This window comes from Paenibacillus puerhi (assembly GCF_009846885.1).
GTDB lineage: Bacteria > Bacillota > Bacilli > Paenibacillales > NBRC-103111 > Paenibacillus_G > Paenibacillus_G puerhi.
Map to the genome: position 1 here is coordinate 80,603 of NZ_WUWM01000005.1, position 19,699 is coordinate 100,301.

The 19,699-nt window shown below is 57.5% G+C and carries 15 protein-coding genes and 2 riboswitches; of the genes, 9 read left to right on the forward strand and 6 right to left on the reverse strand.

The window, feature by feature from the left end:
• Positions 1 to 18 precede the first annotated feature (18 nt).
• The 6 genes from GSF01_RS05995 to GSF01_RS06020 all read right to left on the reverse strand — a co-directional run bounded on the left by GSF01_RS05995 (position 19) and on the right by GSF01_RS06020 (position 5,519).
• Positions 19 to 1,200, reverse strand: coding sequence for a MalY/PatB family protein (locus tag GSF01_RS05995; RefSeq protein ID WP_159882125.1), 1,182 nt, complete (start codon positions 1,198 to 1,200; stop codon positions 19 to 21).
• Positions 1,201 to 1,306: 106 nt separating this feature from the next.
• Positions 1,307 to 2,287, reverse strand: coding sequence for an ABC transporter ATP-binding protein (locus GSF01_RS06000; protein WP_159882277.1), 981 nt, complete (start codon positions 2,285 to 2,287; stop codon positions 1,307 to 1,309).
• A gap of 67 nt (positions 2,288 to 2,354) precedes the next feature.
• Entirely contained in the window at positions 2,355 to 3,173 is an 819-nt protein-coding gene (locus GSF01_RS06005) for an ABC transporter permease (protein WP_159882126.1), read from the reverse strand.
• On the reverse strand, positions 3,170 to 3,946 hold the full coding sequence (locus tag GSF01_RS06010; RefSeq protein ID WP_159882127.1) for an ABC transporter permease: 777 nt from the start codon (positions 3,944 to 3,946) through the stop codon (positions 3,170 to 3,172). Before GSF01_RS06010 ends, GSF01_RS06005 begins: the two co-directional genes overlap by 4 nt.
• 189 nt (positions 3,947 to 4,135) lie before the next feature.
• Positions 4,136 to 4,417 (reverse strand): MoaD/ThiS family protein, encoded by a 282-nt coding sequence (locus GSF01_RS06015; RefSeq protein ID WP_159882128.1) that lies wholly within the window; start codon positions 4,415 to 4,417, stop codon positions 4,136 to 4,138.
• A complete protein-coding gene (locus tag GSF01_RS06020) occupies positions 4,401 to 5,519 on the reverse strand; it encodes a WD40/YVTN/BNR-like repeat-containing protein (RefSeq protein ID WP_159882129.1) in 1,119 nt (372 codons plus the stop codon). The genes GSF01_RS06015 and GSF01_RS06020 overlap by 17 nt, the downstream gene beginning before the upstream one ends.
• A 157-nt stretch (positions 5,520 to 5,676) precedes the next feature.
• Positions 5,677 to 5,883: riboswitch (cobalamin riboswitch) on the forward strand.
• A gap of 207 nt (positions 5,884 to 6,090) precedes the next feature.
• Here GSF01_RS06020 and GSF01_RS06025 point away from each other — a divergent pair.
• From GSF01_RS06025 to GSF01_RS06065, 9 genes are all read left to right on the forward strand, one after another.
• Entirely contained in the window at positions 6,091 to 7,263 is a 1,173-nt protein-coding gene (locus GSF01_RS06025; protein WP_159882130.1) for an ABC transporter substrate-binding protein, read from the forward strand.
• A gap of 2 nt (positions 7,264 to 7,265) precedes the next feature.
• The gene (locus GSF01_RS06030) at positions 7,266 to 8,321 is read left to right on the forward strand and encodes a FecCD family ABC transporter permease (RefSeq protein WP_159882131.1); all 1,056 of its coding nucleotides are present in this window, start codon (positions 7,266 to 7,268) and stop codon (positions 8,319 to 8,321) included.
• Between the two features lie 12 nt (positions 8,322 to 8,333).
• A complete protein-coding gene (locus GSF01_RS06035) occupies positions 8,334 to 9,098 on the forward strand; it encodes an ABC transporter ATP-binding protein (RefSeq protein ID WP_159882132.1) in 765 nt (254 codons plus the stop codon).
• A 50-nt stretch (positions 9,099 to 9,148) separates the two neighbouring features.
• Positions 9,149 to 10,009, forward strand: coding sequence for a class I SAM-dependent methyltransferase (locus tag GSF01_RS06040; protein ID WP_159882133.1), 861 nt, complete (start codon positions 9,149 to 9,151; stop codon positions 10,007 to 10,009).
• A 400-nt stretch (positions 10,010 to 10,409) separates the two neighbouring features.
• Positions 10,410 to 12,161 (forward strand): ABC transporter ATP-binding protein, encoded by a 1,752-nt coding sequence (locus GSF01_RS06045; RefSeq protein WP_159882134.1) that lies wholly within the window; start codon positions 10,410 to 10,412, stop codon positions 12,159 to 12,161.
• Entirely contained in the window at positions 12,148 to 13,938 is a 1,791-nt protein-coding gene (locus GSF01_RS06050; protein WP_235941313.1) for an ABC transporter ATP-binding protein, read from the forward strand. The genes GSF01_RS06045 and GSF01_RS06050 overlap by 14 nt, the downstream gene beginning before the upstream one ends.
• Before the next feature lie 3 nt (positions 13,939 to 13,941).
• Positions 13,942 to 14,394 carry a GNAT family N-acetyltransferase gene (locus GSF01_RS06055; protein ID WP_159882278.1) on the forward strand — a complete coding sequence of 151 codons (453 nt, stop codon included), beginning with the start codon at positions 13,942 to 13,944 and terminating at the stop codon, positions 14,392 to 14,394.
• 93 nt (positions 14,395 to 14,487) lie between these two features.
• A riboswitch (cobalamin riboswitch) is annotated at positions 14,488 to 14,694 on the forward strand.
• 179 nt (positions 14,695 to 14,873) lie between these two features.
• The gene (gene metE, locus GSF01_RS06060; protein ID WP_159882136.1) at positions 14,874 to 17,180 is read left to right on the forward strand and encodes a 5-methyltetrahydropteroyltriglutamate--homocysteine S-methyltransferase; all 2,307 of its coding nucleotides are present in this window, start codon (positions 14,874 to 14,876) and stop codon (positions 17,178 to 17,180) included.
• 216 nt (positions 17,181 to 17,396) lie between these two features.
• Positions 17,397 to 19,640: a helix-turn-helix domain-containing protein gene (locus tag GSF01_RS06065; protein WP_159882137.1), complete on the forward strand. Its 2,244-nt coding sequence runs from the start codon at positions 17,397 to 17,399 to the stop codon at positions 19,638 to 19,640.
• The last annotated feature ends 59 nt before the right edge of the window (positions 19,641 to 19,699 follow it).

The following is a 19,699-nucleotide window of genomic DNA, read 5'->3' on the forward strand; positions in this document are numbered from 1 at the left end:
ACTACTAGTTATTACTCGTTAGGAGCGTACATAGGCGGACGCCGCTTGGCAGAACTGATCGAGTCCGCGCTTGACGATCGACCTCGGGCAAGCCAGATTGATGCGCAGCCAGCCCTCTCCTTCGGAGCCGAATACGGAGCCTTCGTTAAAGGCGACCTTCGCTTTATTATACATCAGATCCTTGAGATCCTTCACCTCAAGGCCGAGTCCCCGGCAATCCAGCCACAGCAAGTAAGTCCCGTCCGGCACAAGCGGCTTAACCTGAGGCAGGTGCTGCTGCAGATACTCCAGCGCATAGTCCAGATTGCCCTTCACATACGCGATCATGTCATCCAGCCACTGCTCGCCTTCATTATAAGCCGCTTGGACGGCATCCTGAGCAAAATGATTGGCCATATGCAGGCTGAGCGCTTTTATTCGTTGAACCACCTTGCGCCGGATCTGCGGGTTGGAGGCGACGATAAACGAAGTGTGCAGCCCAGGCAGGTTAAAGGTTTTGGTCGCGGCCAGGCAGGTCAACGTGATGTCGGCAAGCTCCGGGGAAAGCGAAGCAAACGGGATGTGCTTATGGCCGGGAAAGGCCAGGTCGCAATGAATTTCGTCGGAGACGACGGTGACTCCATATTGCAGGCACAGCTCGCCGAGCCTTAGCAGCTCGCTGCGCTCCCAGACGCGTCCGCCCGGATTATGCGGGCTGCACAGCAGCAGGAGCTTGGCGCCGCCCTTGAACAGCGACTCCAGATGGTCGTAATCCATCTCAAAGCGTCCGTTCCGGATGACGAGCGGATTTTTGGCGACGACACGGCCGTTGCTGCGGATCACGTCATAGAACGGATAATAAACCGGCGATTGCAGCACGACCTGGCTGCCCGGCTCGCTGAAGAGCTCGACGGCCAGACTGAGCGAGGTGACGATGCTGGGGGAATCGGCGATCCAGGCCGGGTCCAACTGCCAGTCATGACGGCGCTTGTACCACTGTACGATGGAATCGAAGTAGCTATCCGTATGTATCGCGTAGCCGTACACGCCCAGCTCGGCCCGCTTGACGAGCACGTCGCGGACGGCGGGCGGGCAAGGAAAGTCCATGTCCGCTACCCACAGCGGCAGAATGTCGGCATGGCCGAACAGCTTCTCCGCCTGATCCCATTTGTAGGAGCGCGTGTTGCGGCGGTCGATTAGTTCATCAAAGTTATAGCTCAACAAAAGTCACCTTCTATACTGGATTTGCTGCCATTATACCACCAAAGCACCGGATTTGCGAAGGAAGGCAGGCGAACCGGCGCTTCCTTCGCAGTCAAGATAAAGGCTAGTACACCCGGTGAATGACATCCTCAAACTCCGGTTCCTCCATATGGATATCGTCGATGTCGCCCCAGGCGCTCAGCTCCCGCAGGATGTCCATCGCGGTTGCTTCCTGACGGTTGCCTTCGATGACGACCCCGCGATCCGTCTGTTCGGTTACGCGGAACCGGGAGGGGATCCCGCTGCCGGTCAAGTCCGGTACCTGGAACTCGCCACGGAACGTCACGCGTATGACCGTGGGCAGGCCGATCAGGCTGCGCAGCTCGTCGATCGTGCCGTCGTAGGCGAGCTCGCCATGGTTGATCACCATAACCCGGCTGCATAGCTGCTCGATGTCGTCCATATCGTGGGTGGTCAGCAGGACGGTTTTGCCGAACTCCTGGTTTAACGTTTTTAAAAATTGCCGGATATTGCGCTTCGCCGTTACATCGAGACCGATAGTCGGCTCATCGAGAAACAGCAGATCGGGGTCATGGAGCATAGCCGCCGCCAGATCGGCCCTCATCCGCTGCCCGAGCGACAGCTTGCGTACCGGCGTCTGCCAAAATTCCTCCAGGGCAAGCAGCTCGGCCATCTGACTCAGCCTCCGCCGCTTGTCGGCGGGGTCCACCTTGTACATCTCCGCCAGGATATCGAAGGAATCCTTGACAGGCAGATCCCACCACAGCTGGCTGCGCTGACCGAATACGACGCCGAGGCGGCGAACGACCTTGCGGCGCTTGCGATGGGGGTCTTCTCCCCCGATCGCTACGGTCCCCGACGTCGGGTGAAGAATGCCGGTCAGCATCTTGATCGTCGTTGATTTACCGGCACCGTTCGGTCCGATATACCCGACAAATTCACCCTTCCCGATGGAAAAGCTAATATCTCGAACGGCTTCCTTAACCCGATATTCCCGGGAAAATAGCGTCCGCAAGCCTGCGAATTTACCTTCCCGCGCTACCGGCGTTTTAAAGGTTTTGCCGATATGGCGCACCTCAATCATAGGCTGGTCTTCGGACGTCTGACTAAGCAGCCGCCTGTTCATTTGCGTCATCCCTGTTCGCTCCTCTCTAACTGCCCGTGCTTTGATATTTGGTTAATCCATAGCGCCAAAACTGAAGACTTGCGGCCAGAACAATCAGCGCAGCCCCTCCGATCGCGGCCAGCAGCCAGCCTCCGTATTCGCCTCGAAGGATGAAGAGCGAAGGCGCATAGCTGACAAGTCCGACGGGAATGACGAAGAGCAGTATCGACTTCAACCAGCCGGGATAGAGGACAAGCGGATACTGGGCGGCCGTTCGGGCCGCATCCTCCGTGATGTTCTGCAGCTCGGTGATCCGGGTGATCCAGAAGCCGACCGTCGCCGTTGCGAGTCCGATCGCGAACAGGATGACGGCGCCTGTGCCGACGGCCAGCAGCGTATAAGGAAGGGCAATCCAGCCGATCTGTCCGCTGCGCAGCATCCCGTTCATGGCCCAGCCCAGCACAAAGCCACCCTGGATAAACTCTCCGGGGAGCAGGCGGAAGTTCTGGGTGAACAGCGCAAAAAGAATCGGCACGGGACGGGTAAGCAGCTGATCCAGCTCTCCGCCCACCAAATATTTCTCCAGATTATGCACCTCATTGGCAAAAGTCCGGTACAGCGTCTTGGATAGAGTCATCACGGCAAACAGATAGCCGACCTCATAAAGGCTCCAGCCGCGCATCGCGCCGAATTTATTCATCACGATAGCCAAAATAAGAAAGTCTGAAATCTGAATAAGGGCGGCCAGCAGGCTCGACAGCACGAAATTGAACTTGTACTGCATTCGGCTTCGGATGCTTGCCCGGATGAGCAGAAAATAAAGCCTTGCTGCTGCCAGGCTGGACGTAAGTATTCCAGATCTCATCCTCCCTGCACCTCCAACTTGCGCCTAAGCAGGATGGTTACGCTTAAGCACACAGCCGTCAGACAGACGCACCAGATGAGGGAACCGATCAGCAAAGAGCCGTCCTCGAATCCAAGATAAATGCGCGTAGGCACATACAGCAGATAAGGATAAGGCGATAGCCAGCTAATCGTCTGAAGCCACCCGGGCAGCCATTCCACCGGAATAAAGAAGCCGGCCAGCAGCATCACCATGGCATGATTGCCCCAGTACAGCCAGTTCGATTCGGTCGTCCAGAGTGCGGTAGAGCCAATCAGGTAGTTGATGCAAATGGATAGATAGGCGGAGCAGACCAGACCAAGCGCGGTAAGAGCCAGGCGGTAAACATCGGAAGGAAGCTGAAGCGAGAAGACGATGACATACAGGGCGTAGATCGGGATGGATTTGTACACGAACTGGTAGGCGATCTGCCCCCACTCCCGGCTCATCAGATGGGTAAACAGATGAACGGGGCGCATAAGGTCCAGCGAGATGTGCCCGGTGCGGACAGCTTGCGGAATCCCGAGACCTCCTGTAATAAATCCCGTAATCCAGAGGGCAGCTTGCGTGAACGCAATATAGCTGATCATGCCCTGTACCCCGTAATCGCCCAGGGAGCGGTTTTCCCCGATGCCGATCCAGATGCAGGCATACATGTAGCCGAACATGGCGCTTGCGATATTGTGCACCATATGCGCTCCCCGATATTGCAGATTGCGGGAGTAGGCCTTGGCGGCCAAAACGTAGTAAAGCATTGTACACCTCCGATAAGTTTATGCAGGCGGGGCTAATCCGCCAACTTCAGACAAGGCGAAACGCGAGAGAGACGTCCCCCATCATACCAAAATAAGGAGAGGGGCGCAATCAGATTTTTAGCCCTGGTCCGAGCGGACCAGGGCTGACGCAGAGATGGCAGGCAAGCTGCGCTGGGCAGCGGTGATGCTCTACCCGCCGGAAACGGCCTGCAGCACGAGCAGGCGGTCACCGGCCTTCAGAGGAATGTCGAGATTATCGAGCCATTCGATATTGTCGTCGTTATAGAAGAGCAGCACATGGGGGCGCAGCTTGCCGGATTCCTGATAAAGATGGCGGCGGAGGAGCGGGTAAGCCGACCACAGCTGCTCGAGCGTTTCGCTCAAGGTGGCGGCATGCATCGTAAACCGGGTATGTCCGCCCGTGCAATCCATCAGGAGAGAGGGAACGCTGATTTCAATGGCCGTCATCATGTTCGGTTATCCAGGTCTTGACGGTCAGAATCCTTGAAAATTGTCCAGGCAGCCGCTGCCAGCTGACGCCCCGGTCCAGCGAGGCGAATACTTCGCCGGAGGTGGTACCGAAATACAGCCCGTAAGGGTCGAGCGTATCCACGCTCATGGCGTCCCGGAGTACGCTTACATGTCTCTGCTCATCGGGAACGACGTCCCCCACCGGCTGCCATTCGGACTCATCCCGATGTCTGCGGTAGACGAGCATCTTGCCGTCCTTCATCGTCCGCTGCTCCGAGCTTTCCAGCGGGATGAGGAACAGGTCGCCGGTAGGGGATATACAGATCGGGAAGCCGAACGGCGCGTCATTAGAGCGCACCGTCAAGCCTTCTTCGATAGGCCTCCACAGGTCGCCGCCGTCCTCGGACATGAAGACTCCGCCATGCTCCTGCATATACAGCGTGTCGGGATTGTCGGGATCGGCCACCATCTTATGTACGCAGTACCCTACCTCGTCGTAAGGCTGACCGGTCGGGACGCGGGCCAAGCCTTCATTGCGCGGCGTCCAGGTGACGCCTCCGTCCTCGGTGCGGAACACGCCCACGGCAGACATGGCTACCCACATCCGCCGAGCATCGCGTGGATCCACGATGACGGTATGCAGGCACATCCCGCCGGCGCCGGGAAACCAGCCGGGCCTCGACGGATGCTTGGTCAATCCGTCCAGCTCCTTCCACGTCTCGCCCCGGTCACGGCTGACGAACAGGCCCGCTTCCTCGACTCCCGCGAACAAGGTGCCCGGCTCGGCAGGAGCTCCGGGAGCAATCTGCCAGATCCGGTTTAAGCTGAATCCGCTTTCAGAGGAGTAAGCGGGTCCGTTTTCAATTTGCGACCATGTTGCTCCCTCATCATCGCTGATGCGGATCGTCGCTCCGTATGCGGCATGGGACGTTCCGACAAGTATGCGGCGCTTGCCATGGCGGCTGTCCCCAAAGGCGCTGTAAACCTCCCAGCCAGGAAGAAACGGTCCGCTAAGCTCCCAGTTTTTCCGGTCCTCCGCAGGCGATTTATACCGGAACAGCCCTTTGTTGGTGCCGACAAGCAGATGGATGTGTTTACCCAATGTGTGTCATCCTCCTTGGTTAGGTCCCATCAGGGAACATGCTTACTATCTACTATTTCTTTGTAAATATCTCTTATCCTGCCAACTGACGGGCTTCGCTGCAAATTTTTGAGTTGAAATGTGTCCGTCCTTCAGCTAAGCTTAGAGCGATCAACAACAGCATATTGTGGGAATAGGTGCGGATTTATCGATAACCATCGACAAATCATGCTTAAAAGGGAAGCCCGGTGCGATTCCGGCGCGGTCCCGCCACTGTAACAGCGGAGTCTGACGCATAAACTTGCCACTGGTCCTGAAGGACTGGGAAGGCGGTGTCAGGCGGCGATGCTGAAGCCAGGAGACCTGCCTGTTCTGACGACACTGCGATAACCTACGGGAGATAGGGAGGTGTTAGGAGAGCTTGATGAATGCGGATGCCGTAAGGGTAACCATACATGCGCGTCCATCTGAACATGAGAAAGGCATAGAGCGCTTCTAACCGACGTATTCGGTTGGAAGGGCTCTTTTTTTGGCTGTAAACAGGCCGTTGTAGGCGCGTGAAGATTAAGAAGCTGAAGGAGAAGAATACGAAATGAACAATCGATATGCGTTAAAGCATTATGCCGCCCGATTCCTGGTGTTTATCCTCTTATTAGCCATAACGGCCGGATGCGGGGCGACAGCGGGGAATCAAGCATCGCCGGCTGCGGGAGGCGCTGCCGATCAGGTTAGCGGGAAGGAGGAGCCGCCAACTTCCGTCACATTCACGGATTCGGCGGGCAAAGAAATCACGCTGAATCTTCCGGTCGAGCGAGTCGTCGTTATTAACCGCAATACAGCGGAAGCCATCCATCTGCTTGGGGCGGCCGACAAGGTGATCGCGACGGGGGACACGACAATCAAGAACAATCCCTATCTCGGCTACGGCTCGATTCCTGACGTCGGGGAGACGAGCAAGGTGAATCTCGAAACGGTGCTGTCGCTAAAGCCGCAGGTCGTGTTCGCCTATACCAACCGGCCGGATTCCAAGCTGGAGGAGAAGCTGGAGCCTGCGGGAATCCGGGTGGTGAGGCTAAACAATTATTTGCCTGAGCGCCAGGATGAGGAATTGAAGATTCTAGGACGTATTTTCCAAAAGGAAGACAAGGCGGAGCAATTTCTGCAATGGAAGCAGTCCATCGAGAAGCTGGCTGCAGACCGTGTGAAGGACATCCCGGAGGCGGATAAGAAGACGGTGTTGGCCTTATCCGTCGGGTATCTGAACTCGAACGGAGGATACCGGATTTTCCCCAGCCAGTCGCTGGGCGGCAAGCCGGGAGTCGGCGAGGGGTATGCCACTCTGTTGGCGGGAGGCAAGGATGCGGCTGATGTGCAGTGGAATCCGGCGGAGGCGTCAACCACCATTCTCGTAGACGAGGAGTACGTGCTGAAGCGGAACCCTGACGTGATCACGCTGCACGGGACTTGGCTCGGCGGCTACGAGGCGAAGGATACCAAGCCTATGAAGGACGCGATTGATCATATTATGAACATTTCCTCCGTGTCCAAGCTGAAAGCGGGTCAGAACAAGGAGCTGTATTTCTTCTATACGAATTTTATCGGCTCGGACAAGCGTTATATCGGCACGCTCCAGCTAGCGAAGCTATTGTATCCTGACAGATTCAAGGACGTCGATCCGGACAGCTATATCAAGGAGTACTTTGAGAAGTGGCTGACGGTCCCCTATCAGGGAATCTGGTCTTATTCGTATAAGGAGAATAACTAGGCATGGAGCTTCGCTTGAGGCAGCTCTACCGCAAGGAACGCCGCCGCCGTCTCGGCGTGACGCTTACGCTCGCGCTGCTGCTGATCGCCGCAGTCCTCTATGCCGCCTCGAGCGGTTCGGCGGGCATTCCGCTGCGGGAGCTGCCGGCGATGCTGCTTGGCGATCCGATCGATCCGATGAACGCTTATATCGTCATGGAGGTCCGGCTGCCCCGTATCGCGATGGCGGTCGTCACCGGCATGTCGCTGGCTGCTGCCGGGGCGATTATGCAGGGGCTGCTGCGCAATCCGCTGGCCGATCCGTTCACGCTCGGAGTATCGAGCGGCGCCTCCTTCGGAGCCGCACTGGCTATCGTAGCCGGTGCGGGGGTGTTCGGCGTCAATCTGATTCAGCAGGGACCGTGGCTGATCGCCGTCAATGCCTTCGTGTTCGGCTGTCTGGCGGTGCTGGTCGTCTACGGCCTGGCGCAGCTGAAGAGCAGCTCGACGACCGTGCTGCTGCTGGCGGGCGTAGCCGTCGGCCAGCTTTTCGCCGCCGGGGTGACGGCGCTGAAGTACTTCTCCAATAACGAAGCGCTGAAGGATCTGGTCATTTGGCTGATGGGCGGCTTCTGGGGAGCCAAGTGGCAGGTGCTGGAGCTGCTGCTGCCGCTGTTTGCAGGATCATTTCTGATCCTGATGAAGCTGGCCTGGGATCTGAATGCGCTCGGCTCGGGCGAGGATGTCGCGAGCACACTGGGGGTGAAGGTGAAGCGGCTGCGCTGGCTCGGCCTGCTGCTGGTGACGCTGATGGCATCGACAACGATCGCATTCTCGGGAATCATCGGCTTTATCGGACTCGTCGCGCCGCATATCAGCCGGATGCTGATCGGTACGGATTACCGCTACCTGCTCCCCTGCTCCTGTCTGACGGGGGCGGTGCTTCTGCTGCTGTCGGATACGGCAGCCAGGCTGGTGCTGTCTCCGATCGAGATTCCGGTCGGTATCGTGACCGCCTTCTTCGGAGCGCCATTTTTCATTTATTTACTGATTAAGAAACGCACGGAGTTCTGGGGATAGGGGGCGAAAGCGATGGTCGTGCAAGTAAAGGGTCTGACCTTCCGGCATGAAGGCCGGGAGCTGCTGCGCGACATCCGGATGGGACTGGCAAGCGGGGAGGTGGTCGCGGTCGTCGGACCGAATGGAGCGGGCAAGTCGACGCTGCTTAAGCATCTGGCCTCCATTATCCCGCCGGACAAGCGCCAGGTGTGGATCGACGGAAGGGACATCCGCGACTACAAGCCTGCCGAGCTCGCCCGGAAGCAGGCCTATGTGCCGCAGGGAGCCGCAGCGCTGCCGCTGACGGTGCTCGACACCGTGCTGCTGGGCCGCAAGCCGCATATGCAGTGGACGGTCACGGATCGCGATCTGGCCGTCGTCAGCGACATTATCGCCGAGCTTAAGCTGGAGGCGCTGGCAAGTAGGCAGCTCGACGAGCTGAGCGGGGGCGAGCGCCAGCGGGCCTTGATCGCCCGGGCGCTTGCCCAGCAGCCGGATGTGCTGCTGCTGGATGAGCCGACAGCCGCGCTCGATATCCGGCATCAGCTCGAAGTGCTGGAGCTGGTGCGGGGACTTGCCCGGCGCAAGGAGGTGCTGATCGTGGTCGTACTGCACGATCTGGAGCTGGCGTCGCGTTACGCAGACCGCGTCTTTCTGTTGAAGGACGGAGCGGTCGCGGCCGCAGGCACGCCGCTCGAGGTGTTTACGGCCGGTCATTTGCTAGATGTCTATGGAGTTGAGGCCGAGATCGAACGCAGCGCGTATGGACTGAAAATCACCGCTGTCAGGCCGGTATAAGTGAGGCGTAGCGGGAAGACAAGGGAAGGACAAAGGGAGGGGAAGAACCGATGGTGCAGGTCGCCAGAATGCGATTGAACGCCAAGGAGCTATGGCTGGAGGGCATGAGAGACTGGAACGGGAAGCTGCCCGAGCGGATGACCGACGATGGGCAGGAGGAGGCGTTCTGGCAGGGATATGTGGAAGGACGGGGCGGCGAGCAGCCTATTGCGCTGGATGAATACGCGGGTCCGATCCGCGAAGAGCTGGTTGGCCTGATGAACCCGGACGATACGGCGCTGGAGATCGGCCCGGGCTGGGGCAATTATACGTTTGCGGCGGCTTCGGCGGTGAAGCGGCTCGTGTGTGTGGACAGCTCGCGCAGCGTACTGGCTTATTTGGAGAAAGAAGCGGGCCGTCAGTGTTTATCGAACATGGAGTATATTCATGCGAAGTGGGAGGAGCATCAGCTCCGGGAATCGTATGATGTTGTGTTTGGCGTAAACTGCTTCTACCGGATGGCGGATATTGACGAGGCGCTGATCCGTATCAATGACAGTGCTCGCCGCTTGGCGGTTCTCGGACTAACAGGGGGTCCGGAGAAGCCTCATTACACAGAAATTCGCGAACGGTTGGGCTGCAGGATCAAATTCCAGCGCAGGGACTACATCCATCTGCTTGCGATGCTGTATGAGCTGGGTATCGATGCGAACTGCAGGATGCTTGAGCTCGAGCGCATCTATTGGTATGACACGGAGGAGGAGCTGTTCAAGTCGAATCTTCGCTCGATACTGGACGAGGAGTACGACCGGCGGACGGCAGAAGCTATCTTGCGGCGGCATGTGATCGAGCAGGACGGCAGGCTCGCTTATCCTCACCGCTTCAAGGCGGCTTTGCTGTACTGGAAGCCGGAGCGCATCATCGGCTGCTAGGCCGGCGACTTGGTCTTCGCCCAAGGAGGAATGCGCCCGCACGATGCATAGCAAGGGAAGAAGAGCTGTCCGGTGATCCGGACAGTTCTTTTTATAAGGATACCGGCCCGGCTACCGGCGGGAAAGAAGCGAAGGACCGCCGTGAGCACGGCGCATAGCGGCATAGAAGCGGGCGGGCAGGCAGGGCAATGTGAGGCTAGACATCCTGCAGCTGCGGCAGTATGATAATCATTGATGATGCCGGGAAAGAAAAAGATTTGCCAGGAAACCGTTTAGCTATCGCCCGGGTTGTGGTAAACTACATAAAGAAGCTTTTGTGAACGTGTGCACGTTGTCCAATGGCAATGACGGCTCCTATAGTTGCATTGCCAACTACAAGATATAGGAAGTGATTTGCTTCATGAACTCCCAGCGCCTGTTATTGGATTATGTGAAGTCCAAGTGGCCTCTCTACGCGCTTGCGGTCGCGCTGATTGCAGCGGCCAACATCATTCAGTCTTACTACCCCAGACTGCTTGGCGATTTCACGGATCATCTGCAGCGGGGGGAGCTGACGCCTCCACTGATCATCGACTACAGCCTCAAGCTGCTCGCCGTGGGCGTGTTGTTCGGGTTGTTGGCCGGGATCGGACAGTATGTCGTTATGCGCGCAGGCCGATATTTCGAATTCGTCACGCGCAGGAAGCTGTTCGAGCATTTTACCCGCTTGAGCGAAAGCTTCTATTCCAAGCACGGCGTCGGCAAGATGCTGAGCTACGTCATGAACGACGTCACCGCCATCCGCGAATCGATCTCGATGGGGATCAACCAGACGACGAATGCTATTATTCTGTTGATGGCCGCGGTCGTGATGATGGCCGCCAGCTCCATCCCGCTCTATCTGATTGCTGTATGCGTCACGCCGCTGTTAATTATTCCGTTTCTCGTCGTCCGCTTCGGCCCGGTTATCCGCAAGCGCTCGCTAACCGTGCAGGAGTCGCTGAGCAAGATGACGGAGTCGGCCGAGGAGCAGTTTGGCGGAATTCGCGTAACCAAGAAGTTTGCGGTGGAGCCCATTATGATCCGGCGCTTCGGGGAGACGGTTGACCGGATTCGGGATAATCAGCTGAGCCTCGTACGCGTGTCCTCGTTGTTTCAGGCGCTGATCCCATTCCTGGGTGCGCTTTCACTCGTGGTTACGCTCGCTTTCGGCGGTTACCTGACGATCCGGGGACAGATCACGCTGGGGAACTTTGTCGCGCTTACCCTGTATATCCGTATGATGGTCAACCCGCTGCAGCAGATTGGCAACGTCATCAATACGATGCAGCGTTCGAGAGCCTCGCTCGAGCGGCTGAACGAGCTGCTGGCGCGCCGTCCGGATATTCTCGAGCTGGAGGATGCCCGCGAGGTCGACCTGGATCGTTCGGCTATCCGCATCAGCCGTCTGACATTTACGTACCCCGATGCGGAGAAGCCGTCCCTACAAGGGATCGACCTGACCGTCGAGCCGGGACAAACGATCGGAATTATCGGCAAAACCGGCAGCGGCAAAACGACGCTGGCCAAGCTGCTGCTGCGCGTCTATGATCCGCCGCCCGGCACGGTGCGGATAGGCGGCGTCGATATACGCGAGCTGACGCTGGAGAGCCTTCGCAGTCAGATCGCGTATGTGCCCCAGGAGGGCTTTCTCTTCAGTACGACGATTCGCGATAATATTGCTTTTTACCGCCGGGACTCGGGACTTGACCAAGTGGAGCGGGCTGCCAAGCAGGCCCAGATCTATAACAACATCCTCGACTTCCCAGACAGGTTCGAGACGAAGCTCGGGGAGCGCGGCGTCACCTTGTCCGGCGGGCAGCGCCAGCGCACGAGTCTGGCCCGCGGCATGATCAAGAACTCTCCGATTCTGCTGCTGGACGACAGCGTTAGCGCCGTCGACGCTGTGACGGAGAAGGCAATTATCGAGACGATCCGCAAGGAACGGGCGGGCCGGACGACGATTCTGATCGCCCATCGGATCAGTGCGCTCAAGCATGCCGACGTGATTATCGTGATGGATGAAGGCAGGATCGTGCAGCGGGGGACCCATGCCCAGCTTATCGCCCAGCCGGGGATTTATGCGATGCTCTATGCTATCCAGGAGGAGGGGAATCAGTATGCAGAAGGATAAGTCAGCGGTGGAGGCTCCGACACGTTACAAGTCGGCCTTCCGCGTGCTTTTTTCCTATGCCACGCCGCATCGCAAAACGTTTTTTCTGATGATTGCCTGTACGCTGCTGGCGATTGCGGCGGATTTATTCCAGCCGTATCTCGTGAAAGTAGCCATCGACGATCATTTGATGATCGGGGATACGAATTACGGCACGGTAGTGATCATCAGCGCCATCTATCTGGGTTTATCCTTAACGGGCCTACTGTTTACGTATCTGCAGAATAACCTGCTGCAAATTGCCGGCCAAAGCATCGTGGCCCGCATCCGCAAGGAGCTGTTCGAGCATATTTCGAAGCTGTCGATGTCTTACTTTGATCGCGTGCCAAGCGGCAGTCTGATCACGCATGTGTCGAGCGATACGGAGACGGTCAACCAGTTCTTCAATCAGGTGCTGCTCAGTATAATACGTGACGGCCTGACGCTGGTTTTCATCATCGTGCTCATGTTCCAGCTGGATGTAGAGCTGACGCTGTACTGCTTGATGCTGCTGCCGATCATCGCCTTGATCGCCATCTCTTTCCGATCCTACATGCGCAAGACGTATCAGCTGGCGCGGACGAACTTGTCGCGGCTGGTGGCGTTCGTAGCGGAGAACCTGGCCGGGATGAACCTGATCCAGTCCTTCCATCAAGAGAAGGAGCAGCAGAATCAATTTACGGATAAAAATCATACGTATTACCGTTCTAACCTGAGGGAAATTACGACAAACGTGCTGTTCAACCGGTCCTTCGATATTCTGGGCAATTTGTCCGTGGCGTTCGTCACCTGGCTCGGCGGTATCGCGGTATTCGATAAGCAGCTGGAATTCGGGGTGCTGTATGCGTTCATTACGTATATCCGCATGTTCTTCCAACCGATCAATACGATTACCCAGCAATGGAATACGCTGCAGTCGACGACGGTGTCCGTTAGCCGGATCTGGGGCATTTTCTCTATACAGCCCGAAGTGACCGATGCGGACGCTCCGAAGGCCATCGCCCCCGAGACCGTTCGGGGGAAAATCGACTTTAACCGCGTTACCTTTGCCTATGTGGAAGGCCAGCCGGTTATCCGGGATATCGATCTGCACATCGCCCCGGGCTCGCTGATCGGCATCGTCGGCACGACGGGAGCGGGCAAGAGCTCGCTGATCGGTCTGCTGTGCCGGTTCTACGACGTGCAGAAGGGCAGCATCCGGATCGACGGTACGGATATCCGCGATATTCCGCAGGCTACGCTGCACCGGATCGTCGGTCTCGTTCAACAGGAGCCTTACTTGTACTCGGGCACCATCGTCGATAATGTCCGGTTATTTGACGAAACCATTTCACGCGAGGACGTGATCCGGGCCTGTAAATTCGTCGGCGCCGAAGCGGTGATCGCCAAGATGAAGGATGGCTACGAAACCCGCTTGTCGGAGCGCGGGAGCGGTCTGTCGGCCGGCGAGCGCCAGCTGATTTCCTTCGCGCGGATTATCGTATTTCAGCCGAAGGTGCTGATCCTGGATGAAGCGACGGCCAATCTGGATTCGTACACGGAGCAGCTCATTCAAAACGCGCTGTCCGTCGTATCTAAAGGACGCACTACGCTTGTCATCGCTCATCGGCTGTCCACGATTATGCATGCGGATCGCATCCTCGTCATGAGCAGCGGTGAGATTGTCGAGCAGGGCGATCATAGCGAGCTGCTGGAGCTGCACGGCTATTACGAGCAGCTGTATAAGCATTCGCAGGGTAAAATGAGAGGAGTCGGCTAAATGTTGGAGATTAGGAGGCTAGGGGCAGGCGAGCCGCTCCCGCTTGAGCTGCTGCTGCTCGCCGACCCTTCGGTGGAGCTTGTTCAGGAATACGCCGGTCGCGGCATCTGCTGCGTTGCGGAGCGGGATGGCCGGGCCGCAGGCGTGTACGTGCTGCTGCCGACCCGCCCCGGCACAGCCGAGCTGGTCAATGTGGCGGTAACCGAGGCGCTGCAGGGTCAAGGCATCGGCAAAGCGCTGGTGCTTCATGCGATCGGCCATGCGAGGTCGCTCGGCTACAAGACGGTGGAGGTAGGAACGGGAAGTACAGGTATCAGCCAGCTGGCTCTATACCAGAAATGCGGATTTCGGATGACCTGGATTGACCGGGACTTTTTCATTCGTCATTATAAGGAAAAGATATACGAAAACGGCATGCAGGTTATAGATATGGTCAGAATGGCGATAGATTTGTAGTTTTTTCCGAAAAGTTAGAATATGTCTTGCGCATTTGGCAGCGCTCGGTTATGATGGTCGTTGTATCCATGAAGCTTGTAAAGCTAGAACCCAACTGAATAAAGGGAAACAGGTGCTTCCCGGAGGTTGAATCAACGTCCGGATAAGCTTAATAGGGAAGTTCGGTGTAAAGCCGACGCGGTCCCGCCACTGTAACAGAAGAGTCGCAGCATACATGTCACTGGTTGCTCCAGCAGCCGGGAAGACGCTGACGATGTTGACGCTGATAGCCAGGAGACCTGCCTGTTTCGACGACACTGCATTACCTACGGGAGATAGGGAGGTGTTAGACGACAACCAATGAACAATAGCGCTGGCGTCTTTCCCCTTGACTTTGGAGGGGAGAGACGTCTTTTTTGATTTCGGCGCGTGGGAAGCCAGAGACCGAAACGGCAACGCAGACTTAGAAAACTAACTAAACCGGGAGGTATTCAAAGAATATGAGTAACCAAGTGAGAACAGGCAGTTTGGGATATCCGAGAATCGGGGAGCAGCGCGAGTGGAAAAAAGCACTGGAGACGTTCTGGGCAGGAAAGACGGACGAGAAGGCTTTGTTGTCCGAGATGGAGACGCTGCTCCTCGGGCAGCTGCGGCGCCAGCAGGCGAAGGGACTCGACTTCATTCCGCTCAATGATTTTACGTATTACGATCATATGCTGGACACGGCCGTTATGTTCGGCATCGTGCCGGAGCGGTACGGCCATCCGGGAGGAAAGGTGTCCCTGGATACATATTTTGCGATGGCAAGGGGCAGCGCCGGTGCTGTAGCGAGCGAGATGACCAAGTGGTTCAATACGAATTACCACTATATCGTGCCTGAGATCGGCGAAAGCAAGCCTTACCTGGCCGAGAACAAGCCGCTGGCCGCCTACCGCTTCGCTAAGGAACAAGCGGGTATCGAGGGCCGCCCTGTCGTCGTCGGGTTATATACCTTCCTCAGGCTGTCCAAGGGCTTTGCTTCCTCCCGGCTTGCCGAGAAGGCAGAGCAGTTCCTCCCGGTGTATGTCCAGCTGCTGCAAGAGCTTAAGCAGGAGGGCGTCCAGTGGGTTCAGATCGATGAACCGGCGCTGGTGCAGGATACGTCGCTGGAGCAGCTTAGACTGGTGCAGCATATCTATGCCGAGCTGCGCCGCCAGGTACCGGACTTACGTATCCTGCTGCAGACCTACTTCGAGGCGGTAGACCACTTCGAGCAGGTGGCCGCCCTGCCGGTAGCTGCCATCGGTCTGGACTTTGTTCACGACGGGGGGAAGCATCTGGAGCAGCTGGAGCGCCACGGCTGGCCGCAGGACAAGGTACTTGCCGCCGGCATCATCGACGGACGCAACGTGTGGCGTTCCGATCTGGATGCCAAGCTGGAGCTGATCGGCCGCCTGTCGGCATACGTTCCCGCCGACCGGCTCATCCTGCAGCCCTCCTCCAGCCTGCTGCATGTGCCGGTGACGGTAGACCGCGAGGACAAGCTAAAGCCGGAGATCAAGGACGCGCTGGCGTTCGCCGATCAGAAGCTGGATGAGCTGGCGCTGCTCGCCCGGGCGGTCCGCGAGGGCCGGGATGCGGTGGCTTCCGAGCTGGCGGCCGCCCGCGACGCGCTGACGCGCTTCCGTTCGCTGCCTGAGCGGAACCGGACGGATGTGGCCGAGCGTCTGGCGGGCATCGCCCAGGTGGGCGATACGCGCAGCCTGCCGTTCGCGGAGCGGTTCAAGGTGCAGCAGGAGAAGTGGAAGCTCCCTCTGCTGCCTACGACGACGATCGGCAGCTTCCCGCAGACGATGGAGGTGCGCCAGGCGCGCCAGCAATGGCGCAAGGGCAGTCTGGACGATGCCGCCTACGAGGCCTTTGTAAACCAGGAGATCGAAAGCTGCATCCGGCTGCAGGAGGAGATTGGCCTTGATGTGCTGGTACACGGCGAATTCGAGCGGACGGATATGGTGGAATTTTTCGGCGAAAAGCTGGCCGGGTTTTTCTTCACGGCGAACGGCTGGGTGCAGTCGTACGGTTCCCGCTGCGTGAAGCCGCCGGTGATCTACGCCGACGTTGCCTTCGTAGAGCCGATGACCGTCAAAGAAAGCGCGTATGCACAATCGCTGTCCTCGCGTCCGGTTAAAGGCATGCTGACGGGACCGGTTACGATACTGAACTGGTCGTTCGTCCGGGACGACCTAAGCCGCGAGCAGGTATCGAGCCAGATCGCGCTGGCGCTGCGGCAGGAGGTCGAGGCGCTGGAGGGCGCGGGCATCGAGATGATCCAGGTGGATGAGCCGGCTGTTCGTGAAGGCTTGCCGCTGAAGGGCAGCGACCATGAGCATTACTTGAACTGGGCCGTCCGGTCGTTCCGCATCGCCACCGCCTCCGTTCGCGCTACGACGCAAATTCACACGCATATGTGCTATTGCGAGTTCCATGATATGATCGACTCGATCACGGCCATGGATGCGGATGTGATCTCGATCGAAACCTCGCGCAGCCATGGCGAGCTGATCGCGAGCTTCGAGCTGCAGGGCTATGACCATGGCATCGGCCTGGGCGTCTACGATATTCACAGCCCGCGTGTGCCTGATGTTCGGGAGATGGAGGACATGATCGACCGGGCGCTGAAAGCGCTGGACCCTAGATTGTTCTGGATCAATCCGGACTGCGGCCTGAAAACACGTGGATGGCCGGAGACGGAGAAGTCCCTGCGCCATATGGTGGAGGCGGCTCTGGCCGCTCGCGAACGGCTTCAACCGGCACAGGTAAATTCATAGAGGTAGGTTATCCCTATTCTAAGGAAGAAACCCGCAGACAACGCACATGGGGCGTTGCTGCGGGTTTTTTAGCTTAAGCTGAGGAACCGGGCGGGGAGTAGGCCCTCTTTACAGAGCTAGATAACACGTGTTAATATTCGTCGCATAGGGCAAATGCGGAGCAATCGATTTCTCTCCGAATGTTGGCCGAAGCGGTTGCCCACGAAGGGAGACACCATGAAGAAGACCTGGTTCTATCGCCTGCTATTCTCGTATTTCCCGATTTTTTTCAGTCTGACCTCCATCCTGGTCCTGGTGACCTTCCTGCTTCTCAGTGAAATGTCTCAGCGGGAGACGGCCAATGGGAATCAGCAGCTTGTCCGCCATTTGATGCAGCTCATCGACTATTCCTTGAAGGAGACCGACAACGCGCTCATCAAGGAGCTGGAGACCGATGAGAAGCTGAGAGGCTTTTTTCAGGGGGACGGAGCTATCACCTATTTCGATACTTATGAAATATCCAAGCGAATTCATCAGATGGGGGGACCCGACGGCCTGATCGATTCGATCTATTTGTACCGCTATGCGGACAGTATGGTACTGAGCACCAATACGTTCATTCCGTTGGAGCGGTTTGGTGACCGGGAGTTTGCGGCGAGCCGGGCGGATCGCGGGGTGCTATTTGAGTTATCGGGTCCACGTACCTACATGGAATTTCAGGATCAGGAACGGTACCCGCCATCCGTCGTCTCGATGGTTAGGAAATACCCGCTGCTGCAGGGCGGGCAGGGGCTGATCGTCGTCAATGTCAGCTTGTCCAAGATCGGGAAGCGGCTTGCCGAGCTGACCGGACCAGGCAGCTTCGTCGAAATCCGCGATTCTGGCGGAACGGTCATCGCAGGACCCGCGGGCGCCGACGGGAAACTGCCCGGCTCGACATTGTCCCAGCTCAGCTCGGATTATACGGGGTGGTCCTATACAGGCGGGGTTCATGATGACAATGTATTCCGTTATGTATCCTTATTCTCCTATGTGTGGATTGCGGCCAGTCTGATCGTCGTGATCGTCGGCACGGTGTGGATGACGTATGTCACCCGCAGGAACTACAAGCCGATCGAGGAAATTATGGAACGGATTCAACGGTATTCGAAGAGCCGCAGCTCGAAGCTTTCCCGCAAAGGGCAGGATGAATTCAAATTCATCGAGCAGGCGCTGGACAGTCTGATCGACCAGTCGAACACGTATCAGAAAAGGCATGAGGAGGATTCCGTCTATCGCCGCCGGCATTTTTTCACGGAGCTGCTGGAAGGGAACCGGCCGATTGACAGGGAGGAATGGGATCGGGAGACGGACCGTTTCGGTCTGCCGGCGACCTATCGGACATTGGCTGTCGCCATCTTCGAGATAGATAAATATTCGACCGTGCAGTCCACCTACTCGCAGCGGGATATGTATTTGCTCAAGTTTGTGCTGAACAGCGTGGTCAAGGAGTTGGCCGAGACGCATCGGGTCGCGGTTTGGGCGGAATGGACGGCCCAGCATCAACTGACCGCCTTGTATCAAAGCCACCGAGAGGAGGCTGAAGCGGAAGAGGAGCTGCTGAAGGTAGCCGGAGAAGTGCAGGCCTGGGTGATGGCTAACCTGGAGTTTACCGTGACGGTCGGACTAGGGGCTGCCGTAGACGATATCCCGAAAGTGCCCGAGTCGTATACCCAGTCGCAGCAAGCGCTGGAATATAAGGCCAGCCTTGGCTTGAACCGAATCATTTCCTACCAGGACATACTGTCCGGCGAAAGCGAAACTTACCGATATCTCCAGCTGATCCGCAGCTTCGCCCGGGCATTCCGGACAGGAGATGATGATTGGCGGGAGATGTTCCAAGCGGTTTTCCGGGAAATACGCGCTCAGCGTCTGCCCCGGGAGGAGCTGGTGCAGGTGCTTGGCACGTTCATCGATCATTTATACCGCGAGATGATCGAGCTTCCGCCTGACATCCAGGATGTCTGGAAGAACGAGATCGTCGGGAAGCTGAATGAGCTTCGGGATACGTTTGACTGGAGCGGAGAGATGGAAACCCGGTTTGTGGCCATACTCGATGAATTCAGCGACAGGCTTCGCGAGCAGCAGGAGAGCCGCAGTCACTACAAGCTGATCAGCGAGGTCAAAGTCTATATCGATACCGAGTATGCGAACCCGGACCTCTCCCTGAACCAGCTATGCGAGAAGTTCGGTCTGAACGGCAAATATGTGAGCCGTCTGTTCAAAGAAACGTTCGGCGAGAAGCTGGTCGACTATCTGGTCGGCGTCCGGATCGCCCAGAGCCGCAGGCTGCTGGAGGAGACGTCGTTATCGCTGAAGCAAATCGCTCTCGAGGTTGGCTACCTCCACGATATCTCCTATATCCGCGCGTTCAAGAAGGTCATGGGAACGACGCCGGGCGATTATCGGAAGAGTCATGGCGATTTTCAAGCGCCTTCTTAAGTTAAGAGGCATGTCGGGCAAGACAGGAAGAAGTTTAGCGAAGAGCTGTCTTCACGGGT